We start from the raw sequence: 19042 nt of genomic DNA, 5'->3' as shown, positions 1-19042 counted from the left end.
GAATTTAAAACCACATTTTCTGAAATCATATCCATTTTTGCTTGACAAATAAACAGTGAAGAAGATAAATTACGAAAATGGATAATATTTGAATATGTAGTCATTATGAAATATACACTCCCTGTAAAACTAATTGCTGTCGCGCTTCTGTTATCAGGTTGTCAGCCACAAGATAATTCCAGCATTCATTTTGCAACCTCTGCTGACTATCCACCTTTTGAGTTTGCAGAGCAATCTAAACTTAAGGGTTTTGATATAGATCTGGCCCATTTAATTGCCGCTGAATTAGGAAAAAAAGCGGTTATTCACAATATGCAGTTTAGCTCAGTCTTGCCTGCCTTAACCTCTGGAAAGGATGAGGCTGCCATATCCACGTTGACAATCACTAGAGTTCGCCAGAAAAATTTTGATTTCAGTACACCCTATTATTTTCAGGAAATGGCCGCTGTTTATAAAGTGGATACGCCGGTAATTAAAGCGGAGCAACTGCAAAATAAAAAAATCGCGGTGCAGCTGGGAAGTGTGATGGATCTCTGGGTTCACGCGCAATTTCCATCGCAGGAGATCACTGCCTTTGATAATAATAATCAGGCGATTGAAGCATTAAAGGGCGGTTACATGGATGTGGTCGTCATGGATGCGGCACAAGCCCTGGTGTTCAGTAATAAAAATCCCGGTCTTGCTTATCACACCCTGGGACAGTCCAGGCAGGGGTACGGAGTGGCTCTGCCTAAGGGCTCTCCATTAACAGCTGATATCAATAAAGCATTAAGTAAATTAGAGGCAAAAGGCGAGATTGCAAGGCTGCAGACCAAGTGGCTGGAGAAGCGATAATGCAAGATATTAATCAGGCGCTTTTTTTCATCGCGCATGGCTTCACGCTGACACTGGAATTATTGGCTGGCGGTGTGATTACAGGTTTTGCTTTGGGGATTTTCTGGGCCATCTGTCGTTATCAATCAATTGTCTCTTTCCCTGTAAAAGGGATGATTTCGATATTGAGGGGAACTCCATTAATTTTGCAGTTAAGCCTGATTTATTTTGCAACGCCGGCTCTGACTGGATTGCATCCTGATATTTTAATCGCAGGGATTATTGCTTTTGGATTAAATAGTTCTGCCTATTTCGCCGAATTGTTACGTGCTGGCATAGACAGCTTGCCTAAAGGGCAGTTTGAGGCTGCCAGTACCCTGGAGATTAAAGGCTTATATTTATGGAAAGATATTGTTTTACCGCAGGTCTTACGCAATTCGCTGCCCGCAATGATCAACGAAGTAATTGCTTTATTAAAAGAAACTGCATTGATATCCACGATTGGCGGAATGGATCTTATGAGGAGTTCCCAAACAGTGGCTGCCGAACAGTTCACTTATTTCCTTCCTCTTTGCATTGCCGGTGCCTATTATTATTGCCTGGTGTTGCTGATTGAGCTGGTTGGGCGCTTTCTGGAAAAAAGAGGTCAATATGCTGTATATCCATAACCTAACCAAAAAATTCGGATCGATGCCGGTGCTGAATCAGCTTAGTTTTAAGATTGTGCCCAATACGATAGTCGGTTTGGCTGGACCCTCCGGCAGTGGTAAATCTACCTTGCTTCGCTGTATTCAGGGTCTGGAACCTGTCAATTCCGGCGTTATTACTCTGAGTGGAAAAACAGGGTTTATGTTTCAGGATTTTCAGTTATTCCCGCATATGACTGTGTTAAATAATCTAGTGTATGCCCCCTGTTTAAAGCAGCCAAAAATAAATCATTATGTGAAAGCTGAACAATTATTAAGTGTGCTAGGACTCTTGGATAAAATGGATATGTATCCACGTCAGCTTTCAGGCGGGCAACAGCAACGAGTGGCTTTGGCTCGAAGTCTGATGATGAAGCCTGATCTTTTATTATGCGATGAACCGACTTCTGGTCTGGACACCGCAAAAACCGGTGAGGTATCGCAGTTGCTACGCAGCGTTAAACAATTGCAGGGAAGCATGCTAATCGCCTCACATGATTTAGAGTTTTTAACCGGCATAGCGGATCGGATCATTCTTCTGAAAGAAGGGGAGTTGAAAGCCGACATTGAGCCTGCCACAATCGATAATCCAATATTGTTTTTAAAGCAATTTTACCAGGGAGAATAAATGAGAAAGCTTATTAAAAAAATCATCCTGGCCTATTCAGGCGGGCTCGACACCTCGGTTATGATTCCCTGGTTAAAAGAAAATTACCGCGATTCAGAGGTCATCGCAGTGATTTGTGACCTGGGGCAACAGGAAAATTTAAGCGCAATAAAAGAAAAAGCCTTGTCTAGTGGTGCGAGCAAAGCCTATCTGATGGATGTGAAAGAGGAGTTTGTCACTCAGTACCTTTGGAAACTGGTTCAATGTGGAGCGCTTTATGAAGACCAATACATTCTTGGTACCATTTCACGCCCTCTGATCGCTCAAAAGCTGGTGGAGGTTGCTCTGCAGGAGCAGGCTGATGCAGTGGCTCATGGAGCGACTGGAAAAGGAAATGATCAGGTGCGCTTCGAGTTTACTTTTAAGGCATTAGCCCCCCATCTTGAGATTATCGCCCCCTGGAGGCATTGGGAAATAAAATCCCGACAGCAGGCTATTGAGTACGCACAGGAACATGGGATTGAAGTACCGGTCACCCCAAAAGCGCCTTATTCCCGTGATCATAATGCCTGGTATATCTCTCACGAGGGCGGAGTGCTTGAAGATCCTGCTGCGAGTATGCCAGACGATGTCTTACTGATGACCTCTCCGATAGAGCATACCCCTGACCAGGCCGAATGGATTAGCCTCAATTTTGAAAAAGGAATTCCGGTTAAGTTAAACGGTGAACGGTTAAAGCCTGTGGAGCTACTTCAGCAGTTAAACGAAAAAGCGGGCGAACATGGGATTGGAGTTGCTGATCTGGTCGAAAACAGGCTGGTTGGAATGAAAATCCGCGGGATTTATGAATCGCCAGCTGCCGCTGTGTTATACAAAGCGCATAAAATGCTTGAAAGTTTGTGTATGGAGCGAAGCTGCCTGCACCTTAAACAATCCCTGCAACAACACTATGCCAATCTGGTCTATGAAGGACGATGGTTCTCACAAGCCCGCGAAGCGCTAGACGCATTGATTGAGGTCACACAAAAGCATATCACCGGCACAGTGAATCTGAAGCTCTACAAGGGCAATATTATCCCCTCTGGCATGGAGTCTCCCTATAGTTTACATAATCCGGCTTTGGCGACATTTGAGGCAGACAGTGTCTATAACCAAAAAGATGCCGAAGGTTTTATTAATCTCTTTTCTTTATCTGCCAAAGTATACGGCCTGGTGCATAAGGAGGCTGAAAATGACCAGTAAGGTTTGGGGCGGGCGCTTCAAAAAAAGTCTGGATCCGCGGGCTGCCCAATTCAACGCGTCCCTGAATTTTGACCATATTCTGTATGAACAGGATATCGCCGGCAGTCAGGTGCATGCGCGCATGTTAGCCCGGCAAGGGCTGCTGACTGAAGAAGAGGCACAGACGATTTGCAATGCACTGCAGACTATCCGACAGGAAATCAGGCAGGGAATTCATTCCCTGACTGAAAACCATGAAGATATTCATATGTTAATAGAGCATTTGCTGATTGAGAAAATTGGGGAAACAGGTAAAAAGCTTCATACCGGCAGAAGCCGTAATGATCAGGTAGCCCTGGATTTAAGATTGTACGCACGGGATGCCGGACAGCATATCAAATTACTGCTTGAGAAGCTGATAGCTTGTTTGCAGGGCTTGGCAGATAAGCACGATGGCGACTGGATGCCAGGTTATACCCATTTGCAGCAAGCGCAGCCGGTAAAGCTCGGCCAGTATTTTGCAGCCTATAAGGGAATGTTTGAACGCGATCTGACCCGGTTATCCGATTGGCGCTCAAGAATGAACTATTCCCCGCTGGGAGCGGGGGCGCTTGCCGGAAGCAGTTTACCGCTTGATCGAGCCTGGACGGCGAACCAGCTGGGTTTTGATGGGGTGATTGCCAATACTCTGGATGCGGTAAGCGATCGTGATTTTGTGATTGAGTTATGTAGTCTGGTCAGTATTTTAATGATGCATTTATCTCGAATGAGTGAAGATTTAATTCTTTGGGCAACCCAGGAATTTAATTTTGTAATCCTTGACGATGCCTTTGCTACAGGTTCATCACTGATGCCTAACAAGAAAAATCCGGATATCCCTGAGTTAATTCGCGGTAAATCCGGACGTGTTTTTGGCCATCTTATGGGAATGCTGACACTAATGAAGGCTTTGCCCCTTAGTTATAACAAGGATATGCAGGAGGATAAGGAGGCACTATTTGATACCTGTAACACAGGTATAGCATGCCTGAATGTCATCACCCCTTTTTTGGAAAGTCTGCAATTCAATATTCAATTAATGCAGGAAAAAGCACATTCAGGTTATCTGAACGCCACAGCGGTTTTAGAAACACTAGTGATGCAGGGCACTCCTTTCCGTGAAGCGCATCACCAGGTCGGAAGCTGGGTGGCAGAAGCGATAAGTAAAAATTGTTCGCTTGCAGACGTCATGAAGGATAAGGCTTCTGAATAAATTGTAATTAAATACCAGCTCCGGGAAGGTTTTTTGTAAGAATATGGGCTATATTTGTACAACGTTGTTTATGCGCAGGTCATAACAAATGAGTTCAAGTGTAGGAATAACCAGTCTGGGAATAAGCTTTCCCCCCTTTTATATGCATCTGAATGAATTAGCCAGGTTACGCGGTGTTGAAGCAGAAAAATATACTAAAGGTTTGGGATTAAATGAAATGGCGCTTTGCGGAAATCAATGCACAGTCATTGATTTGGCTATACAGGCAGCGCAAGATGCAATTAGACGTTGGGGAGGAAGTGTTGAAGACATCGGTTTAATTGCTGTAGGTACAGAAACGCCTGTTGATTATAGCCGTCCATTAAGTGCATGGGTTGCCTCTGAACTCAAAATTCAGGGTTATGTGCGCTCCTATGAAGTTAAACATGCCTGCTATGGCGGTACACTGGCTCTCTTGCAGGCAGCCGAATGGTATCAGGCTAATCCGGATAAGCAAAAAGTCGCTCTGGTTATTGCAGTGGATGAGGCCCTATATGCCCAGAATGATCCAGGGGAGCCTACTCAGGGTGCCGGAGCTGTGGCTTTTATTGTCGGGCCTGCCAAACTTGCAACCATCAATGCCGGTCACACCATTGCCTATAGTGAGCCGGTTTTTGATTTCTGGAAACCGCTGGACAAACATTATCCAGAAGTAAATGGGCAGTTTAGTCTGGAATGTTATAAACAGGCGGCTGTTTCCTGCTATAAAAAAATGGTTAAAGACGAGAATCCCGTCGATTTTTTAAATCGATACAGTGCATTATGTTTCCATGTTCCTTTTCCAAAAATGGTTTATAAGGCATTTAATGCGGTAGGAGAGAGTTTAGGTCTGGATTCTGCGCAAACCAACGATCTCTATGAACAGCGTGTAAATCCGTTTATGGCCTGGAATCAGCGCTGCGGCAATGCCTATACTGCCAGCCTGTGGATTATGTTTGCCTATGCCTTGGCTCATACCCCCCCTAACAGCCGCTTACTCCTTTTTTCCTATGGTTCCGGGATGGGATCCGAGCTGATTGAATGTGTTAATAACGCGGATGACAGTTATCAGGAGTGGGCTGCCAAAGTCGAAGAACAGCTCAATCAACGACAGGCGCTTGCAGCCAAAGACTATGCCGCAATCAGAGAAGCCAAACCCTCAGAATAATATGGCTGACTATTAGCCAAAACATCCTTTGTCCGTACCGAGAATACTCTGGTACGGAGCGTAGGAGGATGTGTAAATACCTATGAGTATGAAAAAAATTCCCAATTTAAAAACAAAAAGTAGTAAAGTTATTATTTGTGTTTATAATTTATATAAAATGATTTCATGGGATTCATTATGGCTGGTATGAAAACGATAGGGCAAGAGCTACAGACATTACAAAAAATGATCAGCCGAGAACGCCTGGGCTGGAAAAATGAGCTCGAGCGAATTGAGCTGCTGCAATCTTACGAAGAATTGAATGCATTAATAGAAATGGCGGTCGAATCGGATAAAGAGTTAACGACAGAAGAATGCCAACCCTTTATCAATTTCCTGGAAAATCGCTGGAAACGTGTTCAGCAAACTGATCTGGCTTATTGCTTAAACCCTCACTCGCCGATGAAACAGATATGCTGGCTGCTTGCAGAAAGGCTATCCCCCATTGTTAAGCAACCCGCGGTTAAACTATTGATGTCTAATCTTGACCTTTCAGAGCAAATGTCTGGCCAGGATTTATATGACTTGAAGCCCTGGCAATTTGTACTTGGCGATGATGTAAACAATCCGCGTATCATTATGGTGGCCGATTGTCTCTCTTTTGCAAAAGAGGACGGTGTGCTTAAGCATACTACTTTGGAAGAGGGACAATCAAAACCGCTGACTGAAAGTGAGCGCGAAAGAGTTATTAAGCATTCTCCCGCCGCTACAGCGTTTCATGAGGCGGCTCAGGAGCTACGAGATTATATTAAATCGGATCAGTCAATGTATGGCTACATTAACCGCTTCATCGAAAAGTTGCGTTACGGTGGAGCTCATGGGGGCCGTGGCGGACAGGAATACATTGCAGGGGCTGATGCGAATGAAGGGATTATTGAGTTCGCAGAGTTTCTGGATAAATTGACAAAGGGCGAGCAAACCCGATTGTTTGCTATGACGGTACCTCAGTATCGGGATACTGTCGGAACTATCTGGAATCGTATGAAAAATCCCGGGGTGAGAGCTGATGGAGAGGTTCAGAGTACTGAGTTTTGTGTCGAGGTCAATGCTACTGAGTTAAGCACCATTAACAGGGAGAAGGAAGCGGAGTTAAGGGCATGGACTCCAGAGTTTGTAAGGAGAATTCAACAGGGCGCGACAGATGATCGAAAAATCAGACTGGAAGCCAAACTTAAAGAAAAAGAAGATGGTTTTACAAAGCTCCTGGAGGAAAAAATATTCTATCAACCGGATAGTACTACAGGAATTGCAGGGAATGCCCGACTATTTGCACAACTGGATGGTAATCCAAAATCCCGAGCCGAAATCATAAGTGGCCTGATAGAAAAATATCCAAGTCTTGGCATTACTTTGCGAATCGCAGATAGAGCCGCCAATGAAAATCGTTTGCTGCCTGCCAATACATTTCCTGAGTTCCATCAAACTGTGGACAGTGTTTGCCCGCCATTGGACAGTATTCAGGATGCCAAAGCATTAAGAATTGCACTTTGGCAATTGGCGGATGCGGATAAAATCGTCTATTTGCAGCAATTAGGCGATACCAAACTTTCACAACTGGTTCCCAACACCGCCGCTTTAATTAATTTACTGAGTGGGGAGGATGAAGAGACTTATCATTTAAGCACTAAGGCCAAAGTCGCGATCGTTAACAGTTTTCTCGCTAAGCCGTATTTTAAAGAAACGATTAAGTCCTATGCCCCATTAATCCCATTAATACGTAATATTAATATTGATCGAAGAGAACGGGATACAATTAAAATTGGCCCAGTACTTGAGAATTGTGAGGATGGAGACTTTAGTGCTCTGGAAGCATTGTGGCCTTTAATTGATGAAACTAGGCTAGGCGCTTTTCTTGGTAATCTGGGTAATGCCTGTCTTAAAAAAATGCTTGAAAGATCACCCGAGCACGTTATAGATACTTTTGAAGACAAATTAGCACAGCTTCCTCAGCAAATGGCTGATCAAATGCGTTCCCTTATAGAGAATCAGAAAGTCATTGCCAGACTCGAATTATTAAGTAGCGAGAGCTCCTCTTGGGGGGCAAGGCGTGGTGCGATAAAAGCGCTGATTGATTTAGCCAAAGGAAACACATCCCATCTTCCAAATAATATTGAAGCCCATTTTGATAACGACTTAAAAACAATATACGCTCAAATTCTGAAAAATAATCAAAATATAGTAACCGTTGGCCGTATCGATCGTTCCCAGATTACAGAAAACGATGAGCGTATACCTGTTATAATAATCGGTTCACGAAATAGTGGGAAAACAAGTTTGCTGCAACGTTATTTTAACAATAGTTATTCAGACGCACACGTACAAGATCAGACTTTCATATATACCCAGGCTTATCAAAATGATGCAGGGGTAAGAGCTTTGAGCACATTCAGGGACATGGGGGATATGCGAAGCCGCCTTTACGCGAATACTGGATGGGGTAGGCATGCCAAAGTCTTTATCATAACGGTAAATCTGACCGACCCTAACAGTTTGCAAGAAGCAAAGGATGAATATGCATCCCTAAGGAGGTGGTTTGATCCTGCCATTCCTGTTATTTTTGCCGGTACCATGGGTGACATGCCAAACGCAAACTCGACTCCTATTACAGAATTTGCTGTCGAGAAAGGCTGTACTTTTATCGAAACCAGTGCCCGGGATAATCATGGCGTTGAAGAGTTATTTGCTAAAGCGGCTGAATTGGGGATTCAACGATCTCAGGCTTTAAATCCCCAAAGGCAAGCACCGCAACCTGTAGCAGCTGCCGCTCCCGCGCGAACAGGTGTAATGGCGCGTTTGGGGGGATTTTTCACCAGAGGGGGTAGAAATCCCTCCAGCGCACAACCGGAAGAGCCTTCAAACCTGCCGGGACCCAGAGGCGGTGGGAGGGGAGATCATGGGTAGTTAGCCTGCATAATAAGAGGGCAATGGAGTGCAAAACAAAGCGGATTTTCGCCAGTGGCAGGTACTTGGAGTTTATAATTGTCTTCGGATTGTGTGCATCCTGCTGTTCATATTATTGGCTGTTTATCTAAAGTCCAGGCTTGAATACAGCTTGTTGTTGTATTTGAGCACACTGGCGCTATATCTTATCTTTGCCATTTGTTTTTTTCATCTACACCATCAGAAAAGAGTTGCGTTCAAAACCCAGGTTCTGATCGGCGGCATCATTGATATTGTGATGCTATCCCTGCTCATCAACGCATTTAGCAAGATTGGCAGTAGCCTGGGAATCCTGCTCAATGTCAATGTCGCTATGTTAAGCATGATGGTTCCAGGACGTCTGGCGATATTTTTCGCGGCAATTGCAAGCACAACATTACTTGGTATTCACATTCTTGAGTATATTTTTATCGATAGCAGTACCACCGATATATTCAATAGCGGTGTACATGGAGCTGGGTTATTTGCCACCGCTCTAACGGCCTGGTATCTCGCCCATCGCGTGCAGCTAACTGAAACCATTGCCCAGAGTCGCGGCAGAAAACTTGAAAGTATTCAGCAAATTAATGAATATATTGTCGAACGCCTGCATTCAGGAATTATTTACATTAATGAAAACTCCGAGATAGAATTAATCAATACGGCAGCAAGAATGTTCTTTAATAAAAATAAACAGGACCATTTGTTGCTTTTGCCAGAAATTTCTACCGAGTTGTCTGACAAGACGATGTTTTTTTCAGAGCAGATGGGGGCTGGAAAAAAATCCTGGGAAACTATGCTGGAAGAGCCGCCATTAAAAGCCAATTTTCTAGCGGTAAATTGTAATCCTAAAACGGCCATTTTAATTTTTTTGGAAGATCTCTCCCTGATTACTCAACAGGCACAGCAATTAAAGCTCGCTTCCCTTGGAAGGCTTTCTGCCAGTATTGCCCACGAGTTGCGAAACCCGCTTGGGGCAATTTCTCATGCGGTTCAGTTAATGGGTGAGGGGGAAAGTCTTAATGAAGATGACAGTCGGTTAAAACAATTAATTATTAACAATTGCAATCGTATGAATCAGGCAATAAAAAATGTGCTGCAAATGTCGAGAGGGGAACCGTCAAAACCGCAGTCATTTGATTTAAAGAAATTTTTAGAAGAGTTTCGCAACGATTTTATGGCGTCTCATCCTTGTGCAATCACATTAGTTTTAACGCCGGGTGCTTTAATTTTTTTTGATAAAAGCCAATTGGAACAAATACTTATTATTCTTTGTGATAACTCCATTAAACACGGGAAAGAAAAATCAGGCCAGGTGAATATAGTAATACAGGTCATTATCAATGCAGGCCACACAGAGATGATTATTTCCGATACCGGAGTAGGCATTCCATTGTCATTAAAGCATGAGGTGTTTGAGCCCTTCTTTAGTACCACGAGAACCGGCCTGGGGATGGGGCTTTATCTGGCCAGGGATCTTTGCGAAATGAACAATGCCCGATTAACACTTTCACAGGCTGAGAAAGGGGCAATATTTATAATAACAATGAATCAAACAGCAGGTTTTCATGATGAATAAAACAACCATTCTGATAATTGATGATGAACCCGATATTCGCGAACTGTTGAGCCTCACTCTGAGTCGAATGCAATTATCCTGCGATACAGCCGGAAGTTATGAGGAAGCAATCACACGTATTAAACAGCATGATTACTCTCTGATTCTTTCCGATATGCGTCTTCCAGACGGAGAGGGTATTGATATTGTTCATTTTGTTCAGCAACACAAACCGCATACTCCTATTGCCGTCATTACGGCTTATGGAAATGTGGAGGGTGCTGTCAACACATTGAAAGCCGGTGCATTTGACTATATTTCCAAGCCAATCAATCTGCAGATGTTGAAGGATCTGGTGAAAACTGCCCTTAGTATTCAGAAAGAGAACGCCATTTTCCCTCGGGATCAGATTATCGGTGAAAGTGACGCCATTGAAGAATTACGGCAAAATATCAACAAATTGGCTCGCAGTCAGGCTCCCGTATTTATTTTGGGCGAGTCGGGAGTCGGGAAGGAATTAGTCGCTCAGTTAATTCATCATCAGGGACCGAGAGCTGAAAAACCGTTTATAGCAGTGAATTGTGGTGCTATCCCTGCTGAATTGATGGAGTCAGAATTTTTTGGGCACAGAAAAGGAAGCTTTACGGGTGCGATTGCTGATAAAACCGGCTTGTTTGTTGCTGCGAATGGCGGAACTCTCTTTTTGGATGAAATCGCCGAGCTACCTTTGCCAATGCAGGTGAAGTTATTACGCGCTATCCAGGAAAAAGCCATTAAACCTATTGGTGATTACAATGAAGTGCCAGTTGATGTCCGTATTTTAAGCGCAAGCCATAAAAGTCTTCATGAAGAAATTCAGGCAGGGCGCTTTCGCCAGGATCTTTATTACCGGGTGAATGTTATCGAATTAAGAGTGCCGCCGTTAAGAGAGCGACTTGATGATATTCCTTTGTTAGCCAGTCATATTTTAAAGAAAATTGCCCTTGGCCATAAGCAACGACCTATTGAGATAAGTAAACCGGCAATTGCGGCATTACAAACCTATCAATTCCCGGGAAATGTCAGAGAGCTTGAGAACATTCTTGAGAGAGCAATGGCTCTGTGCGAAGGCGATACCATTCATGTAAGCGATTTAAATCTGCCGCAGGCTGAACTTCCTCCTGTTAAAAAGGAAACGCCGGCCAGCTATCAGGATTTGGACAATACATTACACGAACAACAAAAAGAAATGATATTGAAGGCATTGGAAAAAACCAAATGGAACCGCACCGCTGCTGCGAAACTGCTGGGGATTAGTTTCAGAACATTACGGTACCGCCTGAAAAAGCTGGGGCTGGATTAATGGTGACCAGATATCAGACAAACTATGCTGTAGTCTTTGCGAACGAAGTGAGTAGCCTGGTTGGCGCCTTGCGCGACAACCAGGTTTTCATGCTGCCCAAGTTACAAAACCTGGTTGTCGCAAGGCGCCAACCAGGCTACTCGCTGATGCAATTGTACTTCGCCATTAATCGGAGAGCATAAATTTGATCTCATCAATCATTGCATTGGTTCTTGCCAGTAAATACTTGTCATTGGCTGCCATTGTTTTAACTAATTGCAATTTCCGTAAGGCATCGCGCTGACGTCCCTGTAATAGCTGACACTGAGACTCAGTAAAATAGGCGTAAGCTTTTTTTCCGGAGGCAGACTGAGCCTGTGCCAGCTCCTCACAAAGCGGTAAATCTCTTTTAAAAACTCTTGAACCTTTAAGTAAAATTCCAGTGGCGCGGTTGGCATCGCCAGCGGCAATCAACCCCTGGGCATGCGCCATCAGGGCAGCATAATTATCAGGGTAATTTCCCTGCAGTTCTTCTAGGCGCTTTAAAGCGGCCGCGTATTGCTTGTTGCCTGTTTCAGCACGAGCCATCGCAATCTGATAAAAAAGATTATCTTCGTCATTAGCCAGCAAACTTTGCAGACGAGACTCTGCCTGCTGGTATTGATTCAGGTTAAGCAGGGCGAGTACATAGCCGTACTGACAGGCTGTTACCGAATTATGTCGGTTACATTCTTTTTGATAGTAATCCATTAATTGGCGGTTATCTTTTGCAACTGAGGTGCGGATAAGTTCCTTAAATAAACGATAATCGAGATTATCCGGGTATTGTTTTCTGGCGGATTGGGGAATCCGGTTTTCCGCTTCAGCAATCCTGTCTTCATCCAGTGGGTGGGTGCGTAGAATTGCAGGTACATTGGCAGTATAATAATAGCGCGAACTTTCCTGCATTTTTTTGAAAAAATCAGCCATGCTTTGAGGGTTGAATCCGGCACGTATCAGCATATCAATGCCAATACGGTCTGCTTCTTTTTCGTTTGCACGCGTGAAATTTATATTATCCTGCGCAAAGCCTGTCAGTGAAGCCATCATGGCGCCGCTGCCCAGTGTCGGATTCACTACGCCCAGAGCTGCTGCAGCCAGTAAACTCGCCAGCATGGGAATACGCATTTGTTTTTCATGTTCAATAAGGCGATATAAATGGTGCAGACGGACGTGAGCTATTTCGTGTGCCATCACCGCGGCAAGCTCGCTTTCGCTCCTGGTGGAAAGAATCAGCTGTGTGTTGACCCCAATATAGCCTCCAGGCCCTGCAAAGGCGTTAATCTCGTTCGATTTAACAATAAAGAAGTAGGGGGTTGGAATTTTCGCAAATTTTGCGAGTCGTTTGCCGATATGATTAATATACTGACTGGCTAATGGATTTCGTTCAATACTCTCAGACTGATTTATCTGCTGTACGAATTCTTTCTCAAGTTCTTCCAGTTCCTGGGTTGAATAAGGAGTAAGTGGAGATGAGCAATGAATAGAAGGCGACAATAGCGCGACTGTTAATAGCACCAGACACCGGGAAACTAGGCTTAAGCTTTTGCCTGATTTTCCATTCATAAAGGATTTCTCGCTGTTAGAGGTCATCGTTTCAGTTTATACCTGATTACAGTTTATAGGTACCCTGCGTTGAATTTACAGTATACTGTTATTCACAGACTACTAAAAAATAGAAGATCTTGATATCATGTTTAATTTTAACTCGTTGATTTAACCATGCACAATCAATTTATGCTCGCCGCTCTCGAACAAGCGTGGATCGGGCGCGGAAATTGCGCACCCAATCCCAGTGTTGGTGCGATTGTTGTGCTGGATGGTAAAATTTTGGCTTCCGCTCATCATCGAGGCGTGGGTTGCTTTCACGCTGAGCGCTCGGTACTGGAGCAAGTGGCTGAACAAGCTCGTGGTGCGAGTCTCTATGTCAGCCTGGAACCTTGCAATCATTGGGGGCGTACACCTCCCTGTGTCGATATCATTATTTCTGCCGGTATCAGCAAAGTGATCTATGGTTATAAGGATCCAAATCCGCTGGTTGCCGCCAATAACAGCACACAAATATTGCAGGAAAAGGGAATCGAAGTCATCTACTGGCCAATGCCTGAAATCGAGCAATTTTACCAGAGTTATACCTTTTGGACTCGAACAGGGCGGCCCTGGGTTACTGCTAAAATCGCTCATACACTAGATGGTAAAATAGCCGGCGAGGAGGGCGCCAGGGTCCAGTTATCCAATGAGGAGTGTTCTCGTTTTACTCATTTTAATCGCTTGCATACTGACGTGATATTAACTTCCGCAATGACTATCATAAAGGATGATCCTTTATTTAACGCTCGCATGCCTGATTTTGAGAAAAAAAAGAAAATTGCCATTCTTGATACGAGATTAAGCATTCCTGATGATGCGAAGATTTTTTCCTCAGCCGAGCATTGCTATATTTTTCATGATGAGATCCATTCCCCGCTCCATTTGAACCCGAATTGCAGCTATTATCCTGCTCCCATGATTAATGGGCACATTGATCTTGATTATGTACTCGAACAATTAGGGCTTTGGGGGTTTCATGATGTTTGGCTTGAGGCTGGCGGTAAATTATTTTCAACATTTCACGAGCAAAAATTACCACAGCGCAGCTATCTTTATATTGTACCCGGTTTTCTCGGCCAGCAGGCAACTTCTGCATATCATGGCGATAATTTCTTTCAATCGCGTAAATATTCAATTGACTGGCAAATCGCGGGAGACAATGTGATAGCGTGCATAGACTGGCAGGAGGAATAATGTTTACCGGATTAATTCAATGCTTGGGTGAAGTAAGATCCAATACAGATTATAATCAGGCAAAACGCCTGGTGCTAACTTTACCCGAGTTGGACGAGGGTAATTTCCAAACGGGAGAAAGTATTGCCGTCAATGGCGTATGCCTGACCTTACTGCCTGATCATGGACAACAGTATTCGTTTGATATATCTGCGGAGACGCTGGCTTCAAGTACTTTAGGCGCGCTTTCAGAAGGAGATAAAGTCAATATCGAGCGGGCAATGTTGCCAAGCACAAGATTTGGCGGTCATTATGTCAGCGGTCATATTGACGCGATGGCCACACTTACTTCAATTAAACCGATTGGTGAGTGCCTGGAACTTACAGTTGAGGAATTTAATATTCCTGCCAGAGCCTTCCTGTTGCCCAAAGGCAGTATCGCCTTAAACGGAGTAAGCCTGACAATAAACAAGGTAGAAAACGAGCGCATTAGTTTAATGCTGGTTCCTCATACGGTTGCCCATACTACATTCCCTTATATGTCAGCAGGGCAACGTTTAAATATTGAGTTTGATTATTTAACACGTGTTATGGCTCATCAGCTTTCATCATTGCTGCAATTGAAAAGAGAGGTAAACGAATGACGACATTTGCCACTATTGAAAAGGCAATAGAAACATTAAAAGCCGGGCGAATGATTATTCTTATGGATGATGAAGATCGGGAAAATGAAGGCGATTTGGTTTTAGCCGCGGAACATGTAACTCCGGATGCAATCAATTTCATGGCCAAACTGGGCCGTGGACTCATTTGTTTGCCAATGGCTGCTTCCCTGATAGAACGATTGGGTTTGCCAATGATGGCAAGTAAAAACCGCTCGCCCTATGGAACCGCATTCACTGTTTCTATCGAGGCAGCGCAGGGTGTATCTACGGGTATTTCTGCGAAAGACCGTGCCCATACTATTCGAGAAGCGGTGAAGCCAGATGCCAGACCTGAGGATATTATTTCACCTGGCCACATTTTCCCTTTGCGCGCCAGAGAAGGCGGGGTTTTGGAAAGGCCGGGCCAGACGGAAGGTAGTGTTGATTTAGCTAAATTGGCAGGTCTTGTTCCTGCTGCGGTGATTTGCGAAATAATCAATGATGATGGTTCAATGAGCCGTCTTGCTGCATTGGAAGAGTTTTCGCTAAGCCATGATATACCGCTGGTGACGATACGTGATTTAATTGATTATCGAATACAGCATGAAACACTGGCAGTTCCTGCGGCATCCTCAATAATCCCAACGCAGGATTACGGGGATTTTGAAATGACCGTATTTGATAATCAGATCGATGGTCTTGAACATTTTACCCTGTTAAAAAAGCCGGTAACAGGAAACAAACTGCCTTTAGTGCGTATCCATTCAGAATGCCTTACAGGGGATGTGTTTGGTTCATGCCGTTGTGACTGCGGAGGACAATTGAATCAGTCACTGGCTCAGCTGTCGCAGGAAGGTGGTTTGCTGATTTATTTAAGACAAGAGGGAAGAGGGATTGGTCTTAAAAATAAACTGAGGGCCTATGCCTTACAGGATAATGGACTTGATACGGTTGAAGCCAATTTAAATCTGGGGTTTGCTGCTGATAGCCGTGACTATGCGATGGCCTATCAGATTCTCAGGCATTTTGGTATAGATTCTTTAAGACTGCTTACCAATAATCCAGAGAAAGTAACTGCTTTGGAAAAATATGGTATTACTGTCTCGGAACGGGTTCCCTTGCTGATTCCCCCTGTTGCCGCCAACAGAAATTATCTGAAGGTCAAGAAGCAGAAACTGGGTCATTTGTTGTCCATTGAGTAAAATGAAATTGAACGCCCTGTCTGACAGAGCGTTCTAAACGCTTAACTTTCCTGAATGCTTCAATAAAATGTGTTATTTATGGACGTTTTTTGTTAAAATTAAATCCCGTTCATATGCAAAATATTTTAATTCGCTCTATCAAGAGTAAGAGCATCGTAACGGGGTCATTATGACAAAATATATTTTTATTACCGGTGGGGTTGTTTCCTCCCTGGGTAAAGGCATTGCTGCAGCTTCTCTTGCGGCTATTCTCGAAGCACGCGGACTCAAAGTCACGCTTATCAAACTTGATCCCTACATTAACGTTGATCCCGGCACAATGAGCCCTTTTCAGCATGGAGAGGTTTTCGTCACTGAAGATGGTGCTGAAACCGATCTGGATTTGGGACATTATGAGCGTTTTGTTCGCACCACAATGACCAAGCGCAATAATTTCACCTCTGGAAAAATTTATGAAACGGTCATAAAAAAAGAGAGACGAGGCGATTATTTAGGGGGAACGGTTCAGGTAATCCCGCACATCACCAATGAAATCAAGCATTGTATCAAAGCTGGTGCCGATCAGTTTGATGTTGCATTAATTGAGATTGGCGGTACAGTGGGTGATATCGAATCATTGCCGTTTCTTGAAGCAATTCGGCAAATGCGTATTGAAGTCGGTGCCCAACATTCGTTATATATCCACCTGACACTGGTGCCTTATATTCCTACTTCCGGTGAGACTAAAACCAAACCGACTCAGCATTCAGTTAAAGAGCTGCGCTCCATTGGTATACAGCCAGATATTTTGATTTGCCGCTCAGAAAAAGCCCTGTCGCAGGCTGATCGATCCAAAATCGCCTTATTTACCAATGTTGAAACTGAAGGCGTTATTTCTTTAGAAGACGCCAAGAGCATTTATCAGATTCCAATGATTCTTCATGCCCAGGGACTGGATGAAATTGTGGTTAAAAAGCTGGGCTTAAATCCTCCAGCGGCTGATTTGCATGAGTGGCAAGCTGTCGTCGATAAGCAGTCCGCCCCTACCAGTAAAGTTAAAATTGCGATGGTCGGAAAATATACTGAACTGAATGATGCCTATAAGTCTATCAATGAGGCACTTTGTCATGCCGGAATTCATAGCCATACCAAGGTTGAAATTGTTTATATCGATGCAGAATCAATTGAAAATCAAGGTGTTCAAGCATTAGGTGATATAGACGCTGTTCTTGTTCCTGGCGGCTTTGGATTACGAGGCATTGAAGGAAAAATTGAAACTATTCGCCATGTTCGCGAAAATAATATTCCTTATTTAGGAATTTGCCTGGGCATGCAAACTGCGGTTATTGAGTATGCCCGTCATGTGGCTCATTTAGATAATGCCAATTCAACCGAGTTTAATCCGTCTACTCCTTATCCGGTTATCGGACTGATTAGTGAATGGATGGATGAAGACGGCAGCCTTAATCTTCGCAACGAACATACCGATCTGGGGGGCACAATGCGCCTTGGAGCCCAATCCTGTATATTACAACCCGATTCGCTTGCCAGCAAAATATATGGGAAAAATGAAATCGTGGAGCGCCACAGACATCGTTATGAGGTCAATAACCATTTTATTGATCGCCTGACTGATGCGGGCCTGCTTATATCAGGCCGCTCAGCTGATGGAATGCTGGTTGAAATGATTGAATTACCTGACCATCCCTGGTTTGTAGCCTGCCAGTTTCATCCGGAATTCACTTCAACTCCTCGTGATGGACATCCGCTATTCAAAGATTTTGTTCTGGCAGCCAGAAGCTATTCTCAAAAAAAGGATAAGTTATGAAACTTTGTGGTTTTGAGGCAGGATTAAATGCCCCCTTATTTCTAATTGCAGGCCCTTGCGTTATTGAAAGTGAATCGCTTGCTCTGGAAACTGCGGGTTATTTAAAAGAGATTTGCAACCAGCTCCGCTTGCCATTTATTTATAAATCTTCTTTTGATAAAGCCAATCGATCTTCTTTGAGCAGCTACAGAGGGCCAGGATTTGAAAAGGGCCTTATGATTCTTGAGAAGGTAAAAAAAGAGGTCGGAGTTCCCATACTCACAGATGTCCATGAAGATACCCCCTTACTTGAGGTGGCCAGTGTTGTTGATGTGCTGCAAACGCCTGCATTTCTTTGCCGTCAGACCAACTTCATTCAAAAAGTAGCCGCAATGAATAAGCCGGTTAATATCAAAAAAGGACAATTTCTCGCCCCTTGGGAAATGAAGCATGTGGTGACCAAGGCTCAGGCTTGTGGTAATGAGCAAATTATGGTTTGTGAGCGAGGTGCTACTTTTGGTTATAATAATCTGGTATCTGATATGCGTTCGCTGCAAATAATGCGTGAAACCAATTGTCCTGTCGTTTTTGATGCAACGCATTCAGTCCAGCTTCCAGGCGGTAATAATGGCAGCTCAGGAGGACAAAGAGAGTTCGTTCCAGTCCTGGCACGGGCTGCAGTAGCTGCCGGGATCGCGGGGATTTTTATGGAAACTCATCCTCATCCCGATCAGGCGTTAAGCGATGGCCCCAATAGCTGGCCACTGGATCAAATGAAACCTTTACTTGAGTGCCTGATTGAGCTAGACAATGTGGTAAAGAGCAGGCCTTTGATTTAATGTAACTCCCCAGGTTGCGGATAAGTTTGATTTTAATTAAATCAAGTCGTCTAAACATCATCCTGAACGCAGTGAAGGATCTCCTGAGTCTGGCTCAGTTGTAAGCAGTTTCAGATCCTTCGCTACGCTCAGGATGACATACCTGGAGAGTTACGACAACGTAATGG

16 protein-coding genes are annotated in these 19042 nt (G+C 44.0%); 15 read left to right on the top strand and 1 reads right to left on the bottom strand.

Annotated features, from left to right (window positions below; genetic code table 11):
- Positions 1–105: 105 nt before the first annotated feature.
- From B1207_RS09230 to B1207_RS09185, 10 genes are all read left to right on the top strand, one after another.
- Entirely contained in the window at positions 106–834 is a 729-nt protein-coding gene (locus tag B1207_RS09230; protein WP_112219690.1) for a substrate-binding periplasmic protein, read from the top strand.
- A complete protein-coding gene (locus B1207_RS09225; RefSeq protein ID WP_112219689.1) occupies positions 834–1481 on the top strand; it encodes an amino acid ABC transporter permease in 648 nt (215 codons plus the stop codon). The genes B1207_RS09230 and B1207_RS09225 overlap by 1 nt, the downstream gene beginning before the upstream one ends.
- On the top strand, positions 1465–2127 hold the full coding sequence (locus B1207_RS09220; protein WP_112219688.1) for an amino acid ABC transporter ATP-binding protein: 663 nt from the start codon (positions 1465–1467) through the stop codon (positions 2125–2127). The genes B1207_RS09225 and B1207_RS09220 overlap by 17 nt, the downstream gene beginning before the upstream one ends.
- Positions 2128–3348, top strand: coding sequence for an argininosuccinate synthase (locus B1207_RS09215; RefSeq protein WP_112219687.1), 1221 nt, complete (start codon positions 2128–2130; stop codon positions 3346–3348).
- Positions 3338–4579 carry an argininosuccinate lyase gene (gene argH / locus B1207_RS09210; RefSeq protein WP_112219686.1) on the top strand — a complete coding sequence of 414 codons (1242 nt, stop codon included), beginning with the start codon at positions 3338–3340 and terminating at the stop codon, positions 4577–4579. The genes B1207_RS09215 and argH overlap by 11 nt, the downstream gene beginning before the upstream one ends.
- 88 nt (positions 4580–4667) lie before the next feature.
- Positions 4668–5765: a hydroxymethylglutaryl-CoA synthase family protein gene (locus B1207_RS09205; protein WP_112219685.1), complete on the top strand. Its 1098-nt coding sequence runs from the start codon at positions 4668–4670 to the stop codon at positions 5763–5765.
- A gap of 177 nt (positions 5766–5942) precedes the next feature.
- A complete protein-coding gene (locus B1207_RS09200; RefSeq protein WP_172458240.1) occupies positions 5943–8705 on the top strand; it encodes a hypothetical protein in 2763 nt (920 codons plus the stop codon).
- Positions 8706–8733: 28 nt separating this feature from the next.
- Positions 8734–10302 (top strand): sensor histidine kinase, encoded by a 1569-nt coding sequence (locus B1207_RS09195; protein ID WP_112219683.1) that lies wholly within the window; start codon positions 8734–8736, stop codon positions 10300–10302.
- Entirely contained in the window at positions 10295–11623 is a 1329-nt protein-coding gene (locus B1207_RS09190) for a sigma-54-dependent transcriptional regulator (protein WP_112219800.1), read from the top strand. Before B1207_RS09195 ends, B1207_RS09190 begins: the two co-directional genes overlap by 8 nt.
- Positions 11623–11805, top strand: coding sequence for a hypothetical protein (locus B1207_RS09185; protein WP_112219682.1), 183 nt, complete (start codon positions 11623–11625; stop codon positions 11803–11805). Before B1207_RS09190 ends, B1207_RS09185 begins: the two co-directional genes overlap by 1 nt.
- On the opposite strand, the gene B1207_RS09180 is transcribed toward B1207_RS09185, so the two are convergent.
- A complete protein-coding gene (locus B1207_RS09180) occupies positions 11789–13234 on the bottom strand; it encodes a beta-barrel assembly-enhancing protease (protein WP_253255826.1) in 1446 nt (481 codons plus the stop codon). The two genes, B1207_RS09185 and B1207_RS09180, sit on opposite strands and share 17 nt — an antisense overlap.
- A gap of 129 nt (positions 13235–13363) precedes the next feature.
- On the opposite strand from B1207_RS09180, the gene ribD reads away from it, so the two are divergent.
- From ribD to kdsA, 5 genes are all read left to right on the top strand, one after another.
- On the top strand, positions 13364–14425 hold the full coding sequence (gene ribD, locus B1207_RS09175) for a bifunctional diaminohydroxyphosphoribosylaminopyrimidine deaminase/5-amino-6-(5-phosphoribosylamino)uracil reductase RibD (protein WP_112219681.1): 1062 nt from the start codon (positions 13364–13366) through the stop codon (positions 14423–14425).
- Complete coding sequence (locus B1207_RS09170) at positions 14425–15048, top strand: riboflavin synthase (protein ID WP_112219680.1); 624 nt, start codon at positions 14425–14427, stop codon at positions 15046–15048. Before ribD ends, B1207_RS09170 begins: the two co-directional genes overlap by 1 nt.
- Entirely contained in the window at positions 15045–16250 is a 1206-nt protein-coding gene (gene ribB / locus B1207_RS09165) for a 3,4-dihydroxy-2-butanone-4-phosphate synthase (RefSeq protein WP_112219679.1), read from the top strand. Before B1207_RS09170 ends, ribB begins: the two co-directional genes overlap by 4 nt.
- Before the next feature lie 169 nt (positions 16251–16419).
- Positions 16420–18057, top strand: coding sequence for a CTP synthase (locus B1207_RS09160; RefSeq protein WP_112219678.1), 1638 nt, complete (start codon positions 16420–16422; stop codon positions 18055–18057).
- Positions 18054–18875: a 3-deoxy-8-phosphooctulonate synthase gene (kdsA, locus tag B1207_RS09155; protein WP_112219677.1), complete on the top strand. Its 822-nt coding sequence runs from the start codon at positions 18054–18056 to the stop codon at positions 18873–18875. Before B1207_RS09160 ends, kdsA begins: the two co-directional genes overlap by 4 nt.
- Positions 18876–19042: the final 167 nt, after the last annotated feature.

It is taken from the genome of Legionella quinlivanii, from assembly GCF_003265995.1.
Classification (GTDB): domain Bacteria; phylum Pseudomonadota; class Gammaproteobacteria; order Legionellales; family Legionellaceae; genus Legionella_C; species Legionella_C quinlivanii_A.
This window is presented reverse-complemented; position numbering and strand designations above follow the sequence as displayed.